The following is a 16,655-nucleotide window of genomic DNA, read 5'->3' on the forward strand; positions in this document are numbered from 1 at the left end:
AGTCAGGGGAAGAGGGTTACTCGTCACGATAGCCGAGACTGCGTAGGGCACGCTCGTCATCAGACCAGCCGGACTTCACCTTAACCCACAAATTCAGCATTATCTTGCTATCGAACAGGCGCTCCATATCTTCACGAGCCTGGCTGCCAATCTGCTTGATACGCTCACCCTTGTTGCCGATGATAATGCGCTTCTGCCCCGATCTCTCCACCAGGATCGCCGCGCTGATATGCAGAATCTTCCCTTCCTGTTTGAACTCCTCAACCTCAACAGTGACTTGGTAGGGCACTTCCGCACCCAGCTGACGCATAATTTTTTCACGCACAATCTCTGCGGCGAGGAAGCGTGAACTGCGATCAGTAACTTGATCCTCTGGGAAGAAGTGTTGCCCCTTTGGCAAATGCTTGAGGATTACCTCTTCTAAGGAATCGAGGTTGACGTTGCGCAGTGCCGAGATCGGCACAATTTCAGCCTTAGGGTGCTGTTCCGCCAAAGCCTGCAGCTGAGGCAGCAGATCACTCTTATCCTCCAGCTGATCGACTTTATTGACGGCGATAATCAGCGGACACTTGAGACCGCGCAACTTGTCGGCCACCAGCTGGTCACCCTCACTCCAGCGGGTGCGCTCCACGACAAACACCACCACATCTACATCCCGCGCTGCACTGGAAGCGGCGCGGTTCATATAGCGGTTGATGGCCTTTTCCTGATCCGAATGCAGGCCGGGTGTGTCCACAAAAATAATCTGATTGGGGCCATCGGTTTTAATACCGAGCATGTTGTGGCGGGTTGTCTGGGGCTTGCGTGAAGTAATTGCCAGCTTCTGGCCCAGCAAATGGTTAAGCAGCGTGGACTTTCCCACATTGGGGCGGCCGACGATCGCTACATAGCCGCAGCGAGAGGGTTGTTCGCTCAAGAAGTTTCTCCGAAAGGGTTGAAGTGCCCAGCGAAACCGGGCTCTGCTCGCCCCCGCACACAGGGGCTATCTGTCCGAGCCGGGCGATAAACCACTGCGCTCTAATTGTAAGGTTAGTCCTGCCCAGTGAGGCGCTTATAAGCCTCTATCGCAGCAGTTTTCTCTGCGGCGCGGCGACTATTGGCCTCGCCGCGAACCGGCTGGGCCAAACCACTAACCCGGCATTCTACGATAAAGTGCTGGGCGTGCTCAGCACCGGACACATCCACGACTGAATACTCTGGCAATGGCTTTTTACGGGCCTGCAGCCATTCCTGCAAGCGGGTTTTGGGGTCTTTCACCGTCTCCAGTGACAACTCCTGTAGCCGTGGTGCAAACCATGCCAGCACTCTAGCGCGCGCTGCCTCCAGACCGGCATCAAGGTAGATGGCACCGATCAGGGCCTCCACCGCATCAGCCAGGATAGAGGCACGGCGAAAGCCGCCGCTTTTCATCTCCCCCTCGCCCAGGCGCAAGCAGTCGCCAATATCCAGCTCTCGCGCCAGCTTGGCCAGGGTTTCACCACTGACCAGTTGCGCGCGCAAACGGCTCAGCTGGCCCTCGCGACCCTGGGGAAATTGCTCATAGAGTGCGGCACCAATAGTAAAGCCGAGAATGGAATCGCCGAGAAATTCCAAACGCTCGTTGTTACGGCTGCCGTGGGATCGGTGTGTAAGCGCCAACTCCAAAAGAGTGCTTTGTTCAAATTTGTGGCCAAGGCGCTGGCAGAGGCGCTCCAGTAAAAGGTCAGTCACGTTTGCGGAATTGCTCCAGATCTATCAAAGGATCACAACAAAGCTCAGGCTTGGCCGTATTGAGCTGTTTGTTAAATTTCATCACGACATCCACGTTATAAATCAGCGGCTGGCGCAACTCGTAATTAATACTGACCACAGTACTTTTCGCCCCACGCACCACCTGCAATGCTTTAGTGGGCTCTCCACGCACATTATTGATCAGAAAGAAACGGCCCAGCTCTTTCTTGATCTGGCCGGTCGACATATTTTCCAGCTCCGGGTTCTCACCCAGAGTTCTCAGGGCCTCACTCACATAACGCGCATCCACGTAGGCTGGGGCCATTTTAGAAACACAGGTAAGGGCAAAGCCCAACACCGCAATAACCAACAACCAACCCCAGTAACTCATGCCGCGCTGACGCTTTAGTGAAACCCGGATAACACTACTCATTACCTTTGCCCTCAATCCATATCGCCGGCACAACGCCGGCCATTTTCGTTATTGGATAGAGCCTACACGTTTAAAGCTGGGCAAACTGAGCCAGTTGTCCCAGTGCATCCAAATAGCAAAGGCTTTACCCACTACGTCACGCTCAGGTACAAAGCCCCATGCACGGCTGTCGAGGCTGTTATCGCGGTTGTCACCCATCATAAAGTAATGGCCTTCCGGAACTACACCACTAAAGTTACCGTACTGACTGGCAGGGATATTTTTTTGCATTAAATGGCGCTTGCCATAGAGATTTTCCCACAATATTTCCTGTCTCGGATTTACCGGGGGCATCGCCTGAATCAGCTCCTGAGGTGCCAGCTCACCGTTGACATAGAGCACATTGTTTTTCAGCTCAATTTTGTCACCGGGAAGGCCAATAACCCGCTTGATAAAGTAGGTATCATTCATGTGCGGTGGGAAAAACACCATCACGTCGCCGCGCTGAGGTTCGCCGATATCTACTACTTTTTTACGGGAGACTGGCAAGCGCAAGCCGTACTCATACTTATTGACCAGAATAAAATCACCAACCTGAAGGGTTGGGATCATGGAGCCAGAGGGAATCTGGAAAGGCTCGACAATAAAAGAGCGCAACACAAAAACGATTGCCAGGATTGGGAAGAACGACTTTGCGTACTCCACAACCACTGGATCCTCTTGCTTGCCCCCGCCTTCTTTTTTGCGGCGACGGGCAAAGAACAGGCTGTCTACCAGCCAGATACCGCCACTGATAACGACTAACCAGAGCAGAATCAGAGGTAAATTAATATCCATTATGTATCTCTATTTTCCTTGAAGCCAATAGCGGGCCTAGCCGCTATTGATCCACCTTCAGCACGGCCAGGAAGGCCTCTTGTGGCACTTCCACTCGACCGAGCTGTTTCATACGGCGCTTACCCGCTTTCTGCTTTTCAAGCAGTTTTTTCTTACGGGTGACATCGCCACCATAACATTTTGCAGTCACATTCTTGCGCAGAGCCTTTACGGTGGTACGGGCCACCACTTGGCCACCAATAGCCGCCTGAATTGCCACATCGAACATCTGCCGGGGAATCAATTCTTTCATTTTTTCCGCCATGGCACGCCCCTTCTGCTGGGCATTCTCACGGTGCACGATGAGCGCCAGGGCATCGACTCGATCCCCGTTAATGAGGATATCCAGACGCACCAGTTTTGCCGCTTCGAAGCGCACAAAGCTGTAATCCAGGGAAGCAAAGCCACGGCTCACCGACTTGAGGCGATCGAAGAAATCCATCACCACTTCACTCATGGGCAGCTCATAGCGCAGGGATACCTGGGAACCCACGTACTGCATATCTTTCTGAATACCGCGCTTCTCTACGCAGAGAGTAATCACGTTGCCCAGATATTCCTGCGGTACCAGGATATTCACCTCGGCAATAGGCTCACGCATCTCCTCAATGTTACCCACATCCGGCAGGCGCGATGGGTTATCCACCATCACCACTTCGCCGTCGGTCTGCTCAACCTCATACACCACAGTTGGCGCGGTGGTGATCAAGTCGAGATCATACTCGCGCTCCAAACGCTCCTGGATAATCTCCATGTGCAGCATACCGAGGAAGCCGCAGCGGAAACCAAAGCCGAGCGCATCAGAGGTCTCAGGCTCATAGAACAAAGAGGCATCGTTAAGAGAAAGCTTCTCCAGCGCATCGCGGAAGCCTTCGTAATCGTCGGAGCTAACCGGGAACAAACCCGCGTAAACCTGTGGTTTGACCTTCTGGAAGCCCGGCAGCATTTCGATTTCATCGGCACCCTTAGCGTGGGTCAGGGTATCGCCCACTGGCGCGCCATGGATATCCTTGATGCCAGCCACAACAAAACCCACTTCACCGGCACGCAACACACCAGTTTCTTTGCGCTTGGGGGTAAAGATACCGACGTTGTCCACCACATGGGGACGACCAATCGACTTGGTGACAATCTTGTCTTTGGTTTTCAGGGTGCCCTGCACCACTCGTACCAGGGACACAACGCCCAAATAGCTATCGAACCAAGAGTCGATGATTAAGGCCTGTAGCGGAGCATCCACATCACCCTCGGGTGGTGGAACCTGACGCACCAGATCCTCAAGGACATCCTCTACACCCAGACCGGACTTGGCGCTGCAACGGGTCGCATCGGCAGCATCAATGCCGATGATTTCCTCAATTTCCTCAGCGACTTTATCCGGATCCGCTTGGGGCAGGTCCATCTTGTTTAGTACCGGGATAACTTCCAGGCCCTGCTCAATCGCTGTATAACAGTTGGCCACTGACTGGGCCTCGACACCTTGTGCGGCATCCACTACCAACAGCGCCCCTTCACAGGCTGCCAGGGAGCGGGATACCTCGTAGGAGAAGTCCACGTGTCCCGGGGTATCGATAAAGTTCAACTGGTAGGTCTTACCATCCCGCGCTTTGTAGTCGAGCGTTACACTCTGCGCCTTGATGGTAATACCGCGCTCGCGCTCCAACTCCATGCTGTCGAGCACCTGAGCTTCCATTTCGCGGTCTGAGAGCCCACCGCAATCCTGAATAAAGCGGTCCGCCAGGGTAGATTTCCCGTGGTCGATATGGGCAATAATGGAGAAATTGCGGATATGTGAGAGATCTGTGGCCACTGCGGAATAAAAACCCTTGAAAAATCAAATGATTAGCTGGCGGAGCTGCCAGCTGTGTGGCGCAAGTCTAACAGAACTCCCGAGCAGAGGTGAGAGGCAGGTGACCCAATGGGCCACCATTTGCCTCTTGTACTTAGCTTTCGATCTTAATTGTGCGGAAAGTTGACTGGCCAGCTCGGAAAAAGCGGATCGGCAACAGCTCATCTTTGGGTAGGTCATCGACCACCGTTTCGTAGTCGCTGATATCAGTCACTTCCTCAAAGCCCAGCTGGGCGATGATATCACCGCTACGCAGACCCGCCTTAGCACCTGGCTTGCCGGGAATAACCTGGCGCACAAGCACGCCAGTATCTACATTCCAGCGCTGCTTCATACCCTCCGGGATTTCCTCGACAACCACACCCAGGGGGCCACCCATTCTGGATGCCGGCTGATTGGACGCCTGGCTGCGCTCTTCATCAGAACCCGGCAGGGAGCCAACAACCACTTGTAGCTTTTCGGTTCTGCCCTTGCGCATCAGCTCCACGGGCACCTCGGTGCCGGGGCGAACCTGACCTACTACATGTGGCAGGTCTCCATGTACACCAATCTTGCGACCATCAAAACGGATAATTACATCTCCAGGTTTAATACCGGCCTCAGCCGCAGGAGTACCTGGACTCACCTGCTCCACTAGCGCACCAGAAGGTTTACCGAGCCCCATGGCTTCAGCCATATCACGGTCCACATTGCGGATACCAACGCCGAGCCAGCCGCGATCCACACGACCCTTCTCTTTCAACTGGGCAACCACATCCTGGGCCAGGCTCGCTGGGATAGCGAAAGACAGGCCTATGGATCCGCCGCTACGGGTATAAATCTGGGAATTGATCCCCACTACCCGCCCATCGAGATTAAACAACGGCCCACCGGAGTTACCAGGGTTGATCGCTACATCGGTCTGAATGAATGGCACATAGTTTTCACGACTCTCATTGGGAATACTGCGCCCCATAGCACTCACGATACCGGCACTGGCGGAGTAGTCGAGGCCGAATGGCGAGCCGATCGCGACCACCCATTCACCCACCTGCAGCTCCTCTGAGTCCCCCCAGCGCACTGCCGACAGGTCATCGGCTTCGATCTTAAGCAGGGCGAGATCCGAGCGCTCATCGGTGCCTATCACCTTCGCCTCGTATTCGCGGCGATCGGTTAGCGTAACTCTCACCTCATCTGCACCATCGACCACATGGTTGTTGGTCACGATATAACCATCTTCAGAAATGATGAAACCTGAGCCCATGCTGGCCACTGGGCGCTGACGACGGCGTGGCTCGATCAGGTGACGGAAAATATCGGGGATTTCCTGCTGATACTGCGGCGAACTGTTGCCGCGAGCCACTCGGCTGCGATCCACCGTGTTGATCTTAACCACCGCAGGAGAGTTTTCCTCTATCAATTCGGTAAGCTCTGGCAGTCCGCGCGCACTAGCAGCGCCGGAAACCAAGAGACAGAGTACCAAGAGATATTGTGTACAGCGTTTAACCATAGGTTTGTTACCCCTAGTGTTCCCTTCTAATATGAAACCATTGGAATTTGAATCCCTTCCAGGGCATGCCTCGACGGAATGGCTCCGGCCCCTTTAGGGACATTCAGTAACGATTTAGTGGCTGTATAGCCACGAAAGTTCTGCCGCCTAATGTAAATCTGTGTAAAGGCCAGCGATGTCCAAACTGCGCCCACGCCCACAGCGAGGCCAATTCCACCTCCCCAAAGAACTGTACGGATACAGTGCCCTGGGCGCACCACTTTTTTATTTTCCCGCTCAATCCGGCCACAAACCAGGCCTGGTGATGGCCGGCACCCACGGCGATGAAGTCGCAGCAGTGGTAGCACTCTCTTGTGCATTGCGCTCACTCGCGACGAACCAACTCAAGCACCATGTGATACTGGCGGTAAATCCCGATGGTTGCCAGTTGGGTACCCGCTGCAATGCACACGGCGTGGATCTGAACCGCAACTTTGCCACAGAGAACTGGGACGGCGGCGGCAATGTTTACCGCTGGAATAGCACAGCAGATGCCCGCGATGTCCAACTCGGTACCGGCAACAGGCCCGCCTCCGAGAGCGAAACTTCCGCGTTATCCCAGTTGATTACCAAACTGGCACCCCCTTGGACGGTATCCATCCACGAGCCCCTGGGCTGCGTGGAAGACCCCGACAAAACTGCTCTGGGAGCCTGGTTGGCCGAAGGTATGCAGCTGCCACTGGTCGAACAACTAGGCTACCAAACACCGGGTTCTTTCGGTACCTGGTGCGCCGAGCGCGCCCTACCCTGTATCACCGTGGAGTTTCCACCAATCTCCGCCGATGCAGCCAGTGAAGAATATCTGGATATACTGATCGACCTGATTACTTACGACCAATAAACCCTGCCAGCAGTAAAGCGCAGTGGGGGCTCGGTATCCCTCGCCAGCCAGGTGGGGCCATCCAAATCCAGGTAGCGCGCCTTTGACCCCAGAGGCCAAGCCGCACGTATTGCCCGCGAGGTACACAACATACAACCGAGCATCAGCTCAAAACCCTGCGCGGATGCCTCCTTCGCCAGAGCCTCAGCCTCACGAATCCCCCCGGTCTTATCGAGCTTAATATTGACCATCTCATAGCGCCCCTTCAGGCGCGGCAGGTCAGCTCGGGTATGGCAGCTCTCATCGGCACAGATAGGAAGTGGATGGGGAAATGTGGTGAGAAATTCATCGTCGTCCGCAGGCAAGGGTTGCTCCAGCATGGCAACCCCCAACTCGGCCAACTGCTGACAGCGCTCGATCAGAGTGATGCTCTGCCAGGCTTCATTGGCATCAATCACCAACTGGGCACTGGGCGCAGCGGCACGTACGGCCGCCACCCGCTCACAGACCAGATGATCATCCAGCTTGAGCTTTAATACTTGCACTCCATGGGATACCGCATTGTCCGCGGCCATAGCCATGGCCTCCGGGCTGTCGATCACCAAAGTCTGTACGGTGGGCAGGGAATCGGGGCCGGCAAAGGGCACATTATTGTACTTCGCCTCCCAGTCAGCCAGCGCGCAGTCGAGGCCATTGCGCGCGGCGCCAGCAGGCAATCGCGACGCCAAAGCACTTCGCTTCAAACCGGCAGCCAGCTCGGAAAGCAAGGGTTCCAGCTGCTGCACAACCGATTCAGGGCTTTCGCCATAGCGGGCATAAGGGGTGCACTCTCCAATACCCACGCGGCCTTCCAGCTTTACCTCTACAACGACGACTTCTGCTTCAGTGCGAGCTCCGCGGGAGATAACAAAGGCCGTGCGCAGGGGCCAGCGCTCTATATAGCAGCGGGCCAACATGGAAAGACTCCGATTAAACCTTGGAGTTATCAGTTTAGGTTCAGTTATGAATGCCCGCTGCTGGGCTCTATGCGCAACAGCACCGGGGTAAAAGTGGGATTGGCAGCTTGGCGGCGACTGTACCAACGCACGCCGAGAGCACCGCCCAGCAGGCCCATTAGCGCGCCTATAACGGCGCCAGCCTCAGCGAAAAAATAGTCCCCCAATAGTGCGACAAGCACCAGGGAAACCAGGGGTAACAAATAAACCAGCAGGGTACTGCTGGTGAGGGCACTCTCAGTAATGCCGATTACGGCGGTATCATTCAGGGAAATTTTATCGGCCGGGTAGCCGTTAAGAACTGCTCTCACTCGCGTGGAAGAAGAAAAAAAGTCACCAAGTAGACCAGTGCCGCAGCCAGACTTGGCCTCACAACCATTGCAGGCGCTGCGCTGGATTGTTTCAACCCAGACAGCGTCGGATTCTATGGCGACAATACGGCCGCGCTCTTCAAGCACGGCACTCAGCCTTTTTCAGCAATAGAACTGGCTACTCTGCGCGCCGTGGCATCGGGGATTTCCCCAACGACAGTAACGGTATAAGCGACGCCATTGACTTCCATTCGGTCCATATAGGCCACTGTCGCACCGCGTATGGCTCGGCCTTTAAAATCCTTTAGCTCAGGTCCAAGGCGTTGCACAAACACGGTAAATACGCCTAGCCCATCACTAAAGACCATCATATCGCCATCGGAAAGGGGTTTTACCGATACCACCTTGAAACCTTCCGGCAGCCAGCGTACTTGCCAGCGACTCTGGGAGGATTCGCAGCTAGTTCGATTATCAACCCGTCGCGCATTATTGGAGACCGCCTCCAGGGCACCATCCTCTACCGGCGACAAGTCTAGCTGTACAAACTGGTAGCGCTCCAACACTCGGCCCTGGGTGCTCACCAACATAGTTTTAAGGGGCAGGCCGGTTTCCCTGTCTAAGCTGACCACCAGCCCGAGCCGGTAGCGATCCCGCGGCCTAGCCTCGATAACTACTGCATCGCGATCGGCAATACGCTCCTCGCCACGCAAAATAAACTGGTAGGCGCGCTGAACTTGCTGCTGTCCCACCGCATTCCATAGGGTAGCCCGAGCACTGGGCGAAACACCGTAGTCACAATTGCTGCTGCTACCGTGGCTAATCAATTCTCGCGGCTCGCCACTGAGGTAGCGCACACGCTCTACCTGTTCTCCGTCGCGGACCGCGTGTACCACCTGCAGGGTTTCAAGCATGCCGGCGTGCTCAAAGGTGACCAGCCCGCTGTATTCCAGCTCGGCAACCGCCTTGGCAAGCTTGGCCAGCCACTGCTCTACCTCATTACCGGCAACCGCTACCGACACAGCACCAGGACTGGCCAGAGCTTCTGCAGAGAGCACTGTGGGGTCGACAGCCGGAGGCTCCGGGTTGGCGGTAGTCAGGGCATCCTGCTCACTGCTCGGGTTTGTCACCTCAGCAGCAGAAGCTGCCGCCTGGGTGCTGGCCATATCGAGGTTTACGATACTCGGCGCACTGGGTTGGATAGCATTATCGGTGCTGGCTGTCTCCTGAGCGATCGCCAGTGGCGCCAGCAGTGAGGTGGCCAGTAAGAGGTTACTGGCCCTGCGAATTCCAATACGGATAAGACTCCCCCTGAAAACGGCTTTCGTCACGCTACATACCAACTTGTTCGCCGTAGGTCGCGCGGGCAAAAGGCACCATGCCCTGGCTGCCGACATGCGCGGCCTGTTCTGAGTGTTGCATCATTACGCGGTTCAGATGGCGCATCAGCTCCGGCGTAGGCACCTGCTGAATCACCTGCTGGCCAACCACACCGCGCTGCTCGGGTACAAAGCTCGGAGTGGCTGTGCTCACTGAGCGGGTAGATGGTGCCGGCACATAAAAACCGGACGGCTGCGGGGCAGATTGCACTACCGGCTGTGCCGGGCGCTCAACCTCCGCCATCAATTCCACACCCTGGCCCTGCACTGGGCTCTGCTGTGTATCGGTAATCTGTTGAACCCCAAGAATTGCAGCAAATGCTACAGTGGCCGCTACCGCACCGCGTGAAAGCGGACGCCACCAACGGTTATTGATCAACCCATTGGCCGCCACGGCACCACCACTCCCCGTTTGCGACAAGGGCTCTTCGAGATCAATTGCCGCAGAGATGTTCGCAGCGAGACTGCTGTTCACAGGGGCAACCTGTTCGCGGCGCATTACGCTTGCCGCAAGTTGGTAGCGTGACCAGCGCTCACCCAACTCTTCAGAAGCCGAAGAGGCTTTTAACAGCCGCTGCAACTCCAACTCGCTGACTTCGCCATCCATAAGCGCCGAGAGCGACTCGTTGAGACGTTCCTGATGATTCCCGTGGGACATAGGGGTTAACCCTCTTGTGCAATCATTTATTCGGTGCCCACACGCACCATAGTTGGTATGAGATAAGACCGGGCTCTCGGCGGTTGGTTTCCCCAGTTGGGAAAATTTTCCGCAATTTTAACCCCGGTCACCCAGTGTTTCCGGCTCACCGGCCATCACGGCCTGGACTGTCCGGTCAATAGCTTCCCGTGCACGAAAAATTCTCGAACGCACTGTGCCTACCGGGCATCCCATTACCTCGGCGATCTCCTCATAGCTCAGTCCCTCAAGCTCTCTCAGCGTAACCGCTGAACGCAGATCCTCTGGCAGTGCGCGAATGGCGCGATGCACCGCAGATTCAAGCTGGTCACGAAACATCTGGTTCTCAGGTGTTTCGTTATCCCGCAACAGATCGGCACCGGAGTAGAACTCGGCATCCTCAAGATCCACATCGGAAGACGGGGGCCTGCGGCTACGGGAAACCAAATGATTTTTAGCGGTATTAATCGCAATCCGGTACATCCATGTGTAAAAAGCGCTGTCGCCACGGAAATTGGCGAGCGCCCTGTAGGCCTTAATAAAAGCCTCCTGAGTGACATCCTGTACCTCACTGTGGTCCTTGATAAATCTGCTGACCACAGCAACAATTTTGTGTTGATACTTGAGTACTAACAGGTCAAAAGCGCGTTTATCTCCCTTTTGAACCCGCTCCACCAGCTCACGGTCACTCGTTGACGCCTGATGCGCTGTCATCCCCAACTCCCATATCCAGCCACACTGCGGGCACCACAACGATTTACTGAGGGGCTGCCGGCGCAGGCGTTTCTTTTACTGTGTTGAAGACACTGACAATAGGACATAAGTTCCACGTCAAATCGACGAATAATCAGGAGGCGCTATACTACGCGACCCTTAAAGATAAATGAAATCTATGAATGCCCCGGTAAACTACGACGTTCTCGTCATCGGCAGCGGCGCCGCTGGCCTCACCCTGGCCCTGCATCTCTCCGCCAAATACCGCGTAGCCTTGCTTTCCAAGCAGCGTCTGCAGGACGGTTCCACCTGGTTCGCCCAGGGGGGCATCGCGGCAGTGTTAGACGATATGGATTCGGTGGAGTCACATATTGCAGACACATTAGACGCGGGTGCCGGACTCTGCCACCCATCGTCTGTCCGCTTCACGGTAGAAGAGAGCACCGCAGCCATTCGCTGGCTGATTGACCAGGGCGTGAGTTTCACCCGCGAGGGCGAGGACTACCACCTGACAAAAGAAGGTGGGCACAGCCATCGCCGTATCATTCACAGCGCCGACGCCACGGGCAAAGCCGTACATAGCACCTTGCTGGTGAAAGTGCTCAACAGCCCCAATATTGACTGCTTTGAACATCACGTCGCCATTGATTTAATACGCCAACCGGACCCCGAGAAAGGGCGTTTTCGCTGTGCTGGCGCCTATGTGCTGAATAAAAATACTGAAGAAGTCGAGCTATTGCAGGCCAAGGCGGTGATCCTCGCCACCGGTGGTGCCAGCAAGGCCTATCTGTATACCAGTAATCCAGATGGTGCCAGCGGCGACGGCATTGCCATGGCTTGGCGCGCCGGCTGCCGGGTGGCTAATATGGAATTCAACCAATTCCACCCCACCTGCCTCTACCACCCCAAGGCTAAAGCCCTGCTGGTTACAGAAGCCCTGCGCGGCGAGGGAGCACAGTTGAAACTGCCCGATGGCGGCCGCTTTATGGAACGCTTTGATAAGCGCGGTGAACTAGCCCCCAGGGACATCGTCGCCCGTGCCATTGACCATGAAATGAAACGCCTTGGTGCCGACTGCCTCTATTTGGATATCTCCCACAAAGATTCCACCTTTGTACGTGAGCACTTCCCCACCGTGTATAGCAACTGCCTGAAATACGGCATAGATATCACCAAAGAGCCCATCCCGGTGGTGCCTGCCGCCCACTATACCTGCGGTGGAATTATGGTAGATCAACACGGTTGCACCGACCTGGACCAACTCTATGCCATCGGGGAAACCACTTTTACCGGCCTTCATGGCGCCAATCGCCTAGCTAGTAACTCCCTATTGGAATGCCTGGTATACGCCCGTTCTGCGGCCCTGCATATCGACGAACATCTCGACTCGGTGCAAGCGCCGCGCAAGGCGCCGGAGTGGGACGCCTCGCGAGTTACAGACTCTGATGAAGACGTTGTGATATCCCACAACTGGGATGAGCTGCGGCGCTTTATGTGGGACTACGTGGGAATCGTGCGCACCCGCAAGCGCCTGCTGCGCGCTCAGCACAGAGTAAAACTCCTGCAGCGGGAAATTCGCGAGTTTTATGCCAATTACCGCATCACGAATGATCTAGTGGAACTACGCAATCTGGCCTTGGTTTCCGATTTGATCATCCGCTCGGCTCTGGACCGCCGCGAGAGTCGGGGCCTGCACTACTCTCTCGATTATCCAGATCTCAGAGAGCTGGCCATGGATACGGTGCTGGTACCGGAAAACTACGCCAATCAGAGGCAATTTATCTGAACACAGGGGTATGGGTGGGCAGAGCCCACCCTAGCGCGAATAGCGCAAAGCCACCTGCAATCTGCGCCAGTCGTCCCGATTGAGCGCGTCCCGCGCCAAAACCAAGCAAAGAGAGGCGCCCATCTGATCACGCCCACGGATTACCAGCAACCACTGCCACACTACCAGCTCACCACAAAACTCAAATTCTCGTTCCACTCCACTTTCAGTACGCCAAAACCAGCGGCGGTCTCGGGTTGATAAGATCCCGCTCATCCGCTCCAGACGACGTTTTTCAACAAAGGCATAGAGGCACACAAGCAGCAGTGCCGACCAGAAAAGCCAGGAAGGGAGGTCACTCAACCACAGCAGCAATACCGTCTGCCCTGTGGCAAGCAATAAAAAGAGAAGAAGGAGAGGCGATCGCGCAACCACGCAGCTCAAGCGTGCGCTGCGCTCAAAAATTTGAGACGGCGGTCTACTGCTGTAAACCGGTGTTGTCACGGATGATCTGTACTATGCGCAATAGCTCCGGGTCGGCCGGATCTTCACGGCGCATGAACCAGGCAAATAGATCCTGGTCCTGCTCGTCCATCAGTCGCACATAACGCTGTTGATCTTCGGGCTCCAGGGTCTCGTAGATATTGTCCAGAAACGGCAGCAGCACCAGATCTAACTCCAACATGCCGCGGCGGCTGGCCCAAAACAGGCGGTTGCGATCCATACTTCATTTCCAACCAGATTAAAGTGCGCAGTATACCTGCTAGCTGAGCAAACTTGAAAAGGGGCGCTGTAATCCCCAATTAATGCCACCAAGACAACCGGAGGTGGCAACACTATGGACCAGCAACAGTGGCAGGATTTTCTCAGTAGCGAAGGCGCCATTTGGGAAGGCGGCAGGGCCCACTTCCCCCTTACCAGCAATGATGACCGCCAGGGCTTACATCTTATCGACCTCGGCCCCGTGGGCGCCGTTTCAGTAGTAGGCCCCGATAGTCAGAAGTTTCTGCAAGGCCAGCTCACTTGCGACCTTGTAAATCTACCCGACGGGCACAGCACACTGGGTGCTCACTGCAACCCCAAGGGACGCATGATCAGTGCCTTTAGTGCCCTAAAGCTCTCCCAGAGCGAATTTATACTCCGCCTACCCCGCAATCTCGCCCCAATCGCCCAGCAGGCGCTGGCGAAGTACGCCGTATTTTTCAAGGTGGAACTTAGCGACATCAGCGATGACTCCCATTGGCTAGGCCTACAGGGAGAGGGTGTTGCGGAGCAGGCGGCACAACTACTGGGCTTCGAGGCCCCTTCTCCAGGCCAGGTAGTGACTTTCGATTTCAGTAGCGAGCGCTGTATCGCCCAATCGGTCAATGAGTTCCAATTGGCTCTGCTTAGCCCCAGCGATAAAACACAACAATTCTGGCAAAAACTCTCTCCCCATAGTGAAGCCACAGGTTACGACCAGTGGCAGAAGGGGCAGATCGAAGCCGGCATCCCCCAGGTTGATGCCACCACTTCTGAGATGTTTATCCCACAAATGACTAACCTGCACCTACTTGGCGGTGTGAGTTTTAAAAAGGGATGTTACACCGGTCAGGAAGTTGTTGCCCGCATGCAGTTCCGTGGCGCCGCCAAGCGTCGCCTATACCGTGCAAAATGTGAGGGTGGTGATCTTCCAGCCAGCGGACTGGAAATTTTTGCCGACGGACAACAAAGCATCGGCAATCTGGTTGAAGCCTGCCACAGCGAAGAAGGCATAGAATTGCTCGCCGTACTGACAATCGCCAAAATTGCCGCCGGCGAAACCTTAAAGTTGAAAGATGGCCGCTCCCTGGAGATTCAGGATTTACCCTACGATGCTGATGCCGACCCCTTAGCATAAGGGTAATTAACCGGCTGATTCACTTTTGGCAGATAGACCGGTATACAGTTCATACCGGTCTCAGGCGGAAAACACCTTTCCAAACGGCCTTTAGTCAATGTTTATAACCATTGCCTCCATAGGCCTGATAATCCAATCAGATATTAGGCAAAATATTCACAAAGTGATATTCCCCGTCGCCGCTTTCACATTCAGGCCACTAATTAATAAGCGCTTTCCTAATACGACATGTAACTTTTACACCAAATAATTACAGCTATTTCCACAAAAATATTTTGCCTTTTTCCACTAATCTTATTCTGCTATACCCAAAACTTACACAGGCAAAGGGATGACTCCACTGAAAGAGATGAGCCAGATTATCGTTACTCTTGAATCCTGTGTTGTACTGGCAGGTTTCGCGGCAATCGTAGGCACCCTTCAGCCAAAAAAAACCAGGAGAATCACCAAGGGAAGAATTGTCTCCCTCGCCATGATAATTTATATCAGTCTAGTTAATGCTCTCCTCGCCGCCTTCACCCTAATACTTGCAAACTTTGGCATTAGTGATCAAACCTTATGGTCTGCAAGCAGCTTTGCCATGAGTTTGGCTACCGCTTTCTCCATTACTTATTTATGGATAAAAAAGCGCCTTAGGACAGTTTCCAAAGTAGCGAAAATTATTTACTTTGCACTCTTTGGAGGCGCAGGGTGCATGGTAATTATCAACCTCCTAAATGCCTTTGGACTTGGCTTTAACAGAGAATACGGACCCTACTTCCTATCATTTGTTTTTAATTTGTTTATTGTTGGTTATGCCTTCACTAGACTGCTTATGCGACCTCTTTGGGCAGTAGTAATAGAAAACGAACAACAACATGCAAGAAAGAGTCAAGCCGGTACAAGGTAGCTCTACCAAAACAGATAAGAATCACACCCGACTCTCAAGGGCATATAAATTGCCCTAAACAACCAAACGTACTTCATGCACCGAGAAGTACCTACCTTACCAAGAGCCCTCAATAGAAAATTTCGGCATGCAACAGAAACGAATGAAACCCTATAAAGTCTGCAAGCCACTAAAAAACATAAACTATCCTTTACACACCGATAACCCCCTCACAACATAACATCTCTGCCCAGGGCAACAGCGGAAGATGGATACACTGCCGGGACAAATTGAACAACTGCTGCATATTATCGAAGTCTCCATTATCCTGGCAGGTTTTGCAGCTATGGTTGCAACTTTTCAGTCAAGAAAAATGGAAAGTATCTCCAGAGGACATGTCGTCTCTCTCGCCATGATTGTCTATATCAGCTTGTGTAGCGCCTTACTCTCCGCTTTTTCACTTATCCTTTTAAATTTTCATGTCGAGGCTAAGCATGTCTGGTCTATCAGCAGCAGCCTTATGGGAATAGCCACCATGGGGTTTATTGCTTATCTGTGGAAGAAAAGACATTTTAAGTTTGTCTCCCCCATAATGAAATTCACCTACTACGGACTTTTTGGCATAGCTTCTTCCATTGTCATCATAAGCACTCTAAATGCAGCCGGGATAGTTTTTGAAAGAGAGTTTGGGCCGTATTTTCTTGCTTACATATGTAATTTGTTTTTTGTCGGCTTCGCCTTTGCCAGGCTCTTAATGCGGCCTTTATGGAAGTCCGTTGAAAAGAAAGAAGCCAGCCAGCCTCATAGCGAGCGTGCAAGGAGGCGCCGTTAACCACACCGGGAAGCCTCTGAATAATTCATGAAAAAATATTTTTT

The 16,655-nt window shown here is 54.1% G+C and carries 18 protein-coding genes; 5 read left to right on the top strand and 13 right to left on the bottom strand.

Annotation, left to right across the window (positions count from 1 at the left end; translation table 11 throughout):
• Positions 1–16: 16 nt before the first annotated feature.
• The 6 genes from era to ACJJIC_RS17540 form a co-directional block, all read right to left on the bottom strand.
• Positions 17–916 carry a GTPase Era gene (gene era, locus ACJJIC_RS17515; RefSeq protein ID WP_445357523.1) on the bottom strand — a complete coding sequence of 300 codons (900 nt, stop codon included), beginning with the start codon at positions 914–916 and terminating at the stop codon, positions 17–19.
• 113 nt (positions 917–1,029) lie between these two features.
• Complete coding sequence (gene rnc, locus ACJJIC_RS17520; RefSeq protein WP_445357524.1) at positions 1,030–1,710, bottom strand: ribonuclease III; 681 nt, start codon at positions 1,708–1,710, stop codon at positions 1,030–1,032.
• Positions 1,703–2,143, bottom strand: coding sequence for a DUF4845 domain-containing protein (locus ACJJIC_RS17525; protein WP_252082554.1), 441 nt, complete (start codon positions 2,141–2,143; stop codon positions 1,703–1,705). Before ACJJIC_RS17525 ends, rnc begins: the two co-directional genes overlap by 8 nt.
• Before the next feature lie 48 nt (positions 2,144–2,191).
• On the bottom strand, positions 2,192–2,959 hold the full coding sequence (gene lepB / locus ACJJIC_RS17530) for a signal peptidase I (RefSeq protein ID WP_252082555.1): 768 nt from the start codon (positions 2,957–2,959) through the stop codon (positions 2,192–2,194).
• 43 nt (positions 2,960–3,002) lie between these two features.
• Entirely contained in the window at positions 3,003–4,808 is a 1,806-nt protein-coding gene (gene lepA, locus ACJJIC_RS17535) for a translation elongation factor 4 (RefSeq protein WP_252082557.1), read from the bottom strand.
• Positions 4,809–4,941: 133 nt separating this feature from the next.
• On the bottom strand, positions 4,942–6,336 hold the full coding sequence (locus tag ACJJIC_RS17540) for a Do family serine endopeptidase (protein WP_444900240.1): 1,395 nt from the start codon (positions 6,334–6,336) through the stop codon (positions 4,942–4,944).
• 175 nt (positions 6,337–6,511) lie between these two features.
• Here ACJJIC_RS17540 and mpaA point away from each other — a divergent pair, with 175 nt between their 5' ends.
• Positions 6,512–7,216 carry a murein tripeptide amidase MpaA gene (gene mpaA / locus ACJJIC_RS17545; RefSeq protein WP_444909102.1) on the top strand — a complete coding sequence of 235 codons (705 nt, stop codon included), beginning with the start codon at positions 6,512–6,514 and terminating at the stop codon, positions 7,214–7,216.
• On the opposite strand, the gene ycjG is transcribed toward mpaA, so the two are convergent.
• The 5 genes from ycjG to rpoE form a co-directional block, all read right to left on the bottom strand.
• Positions 7,204–8,151 carry an L-Ala-D/L-Glu epimerase gene (ycjG, locus tag ACJJIC_RS17550; protein ID WP_445357525.1) on the bottom strand — a complete coding sequence of 316 codons (948 nt, stop codon included), beginning with the start codon at positions 8,149–8,151 and terminating at the stop codon, positions 7,204–7,206. The genes mpaA and ycjG overlap by 13 nt on opposite strands.
• 44 nt (positions 8,152–8,195) lie before the next feature.
• Positions 8,196–8,648 carry a SoxR reducing system RseC family protein gene (locus ACJJIC_RS17555; RefSeq protein ID WP_252082567.1) on the bottom strand — a complete coding sequence of 151 codons (453 nt, stop codon included), beginning with the start codon at positions 8,646–8,648 and terminating at the stop codon, positions 8,196–8,198.
• A 5-nt stretch (positions 8,649–8,653) separates the two neighbouring features.
• Entirely contained in the window at positions 8,654–9,829 is a 1,176-nt protein-coding gene (locus ACJJIC_RS17560; protein WP_444884218.1) for a MucB/RseB family sigma factor regulatory protein, read from the bottom strand.
• Between the two features lies 1 nt (position 9,830).
• Positions 9,831–10,535 carry a sigma-E factor negative regulatory protein gene (locus ACJJIC_RS17565; protein WP_252082571.1) on the bottom strand — a complete coding sequence of 235 codons (705 nt, stop codon included), beginning with the start codon at positions 10,533–10,535 and terminating at the stop codon, positions 9,831–9,833.
• Between the two features lie 117 nt (positions 10,536–10,652).
• Positions 10,653–11,267, bottom strand: coding sequence for an RNA polymerase sigma factor RpoE (gene rpoE / locus ACJJIC_RS17570; protein ID WP_226647383.1), 615 nt, complete (start codon positions 11,265–11,267; stop codon positions 10,653–10,655).
• Between the two features lie 178 nt (positions 11,268–11,445).
• Between rpoE and nadB the strand changes: the two genes are divergently transcribed.
• A complete protein-coding gene (gene nadB / locus ACJJIC_RS17575; RefSeq protein ID WP_444902780.1) occupies positions 11,446–13,053 on the top strand; it encodes an L-aspartate oxidase in 1,608 nt (535 codons plus the stop codon).
• A 30-nt stretch (positions 13,054–13,083) separates the two neighbouring features.
• Here nadB and ACJJIC_RS17580 read toward each other — a convergent pair whose 3' ends face one another.
• Both ACJJIC_RS17580 and ACJJIC_RS17585 read right to left on the bottom strand, forming a co-directional pair.
• Positions 13,084–13,536: a protein YgfX gene (locus ACJJIC_RS17580; RefSeq protein ID WP_444902781.1), complete on the bottom strand. Its 453-nt coding sequence runs from the start codon at positions 13,534–13,536 to the stop codon at positions 13,084–13,086.
• Complete coding sequence (locus ACJJIC_RS17585; RefSeq protein ID WP_252082577.1) at positions 13,511–13,756, bottom strand: FAD assembly factor SdhE; 246 nt, start codon at positions 13,754–13,756, stop codon at positions 13,511–13,513. Before ACJJIC_RS17585 ends, ACJJIC_RS17580 begins: the two co-directional genes overlap by 26 nt.
• Before the next feature lie 114 nt (positions 13,757–13,870).
• Between ACJJIC_RS17585 and ygfZ the strand changes: the two genes are divergently transcribed.
• The 3 genes from ygfZ (at position 13,871) to ACJJIC_RS17600 (ending at position 16,611) form a co-directional block, all read left to right on the top strand.
• Positions 13,871–14,911, top strand: a complete 1,041-nt coding sequence (ygfZ, locus tag ACJJIC_RS17590) for a CAF17-like 4Fe-4S cluster assembly/insertion protein YgfZ (protein WP_445357526.1) — start codon at positions 13,871–13,873, stop codon at positions 14,909–14,911.
• A 331-nt stretch (positions 14,912–15,242) separates the two neighbouring features.
• Positions 15,243–15,800, top strand: coding sequence for a hypothetical protein (locus ACJJIC_RS17595; protein WP_445357527.1), 558 nt, complete (start codon positions 15,243–15,245; stop codon positions 15,798–15,800).
• Between the two features lie 247 nt (positions 15,801–16,047).
• Complete coding sequence (locus ACJJIC_RS17600) at positions 16,048–16,611, top strand: hypothetical protein (protein ID WP_444900230.1); 564 nt, start codon at positions 16,048–16,050, stop codon at positions 16,609–16,611.
• Positions 16,612–16,655 lie beyond the last annotated feature (44 nt).

The organism is Microbulbifer mixtoriginis (SeqCode) (assembly GCF_052468275.1).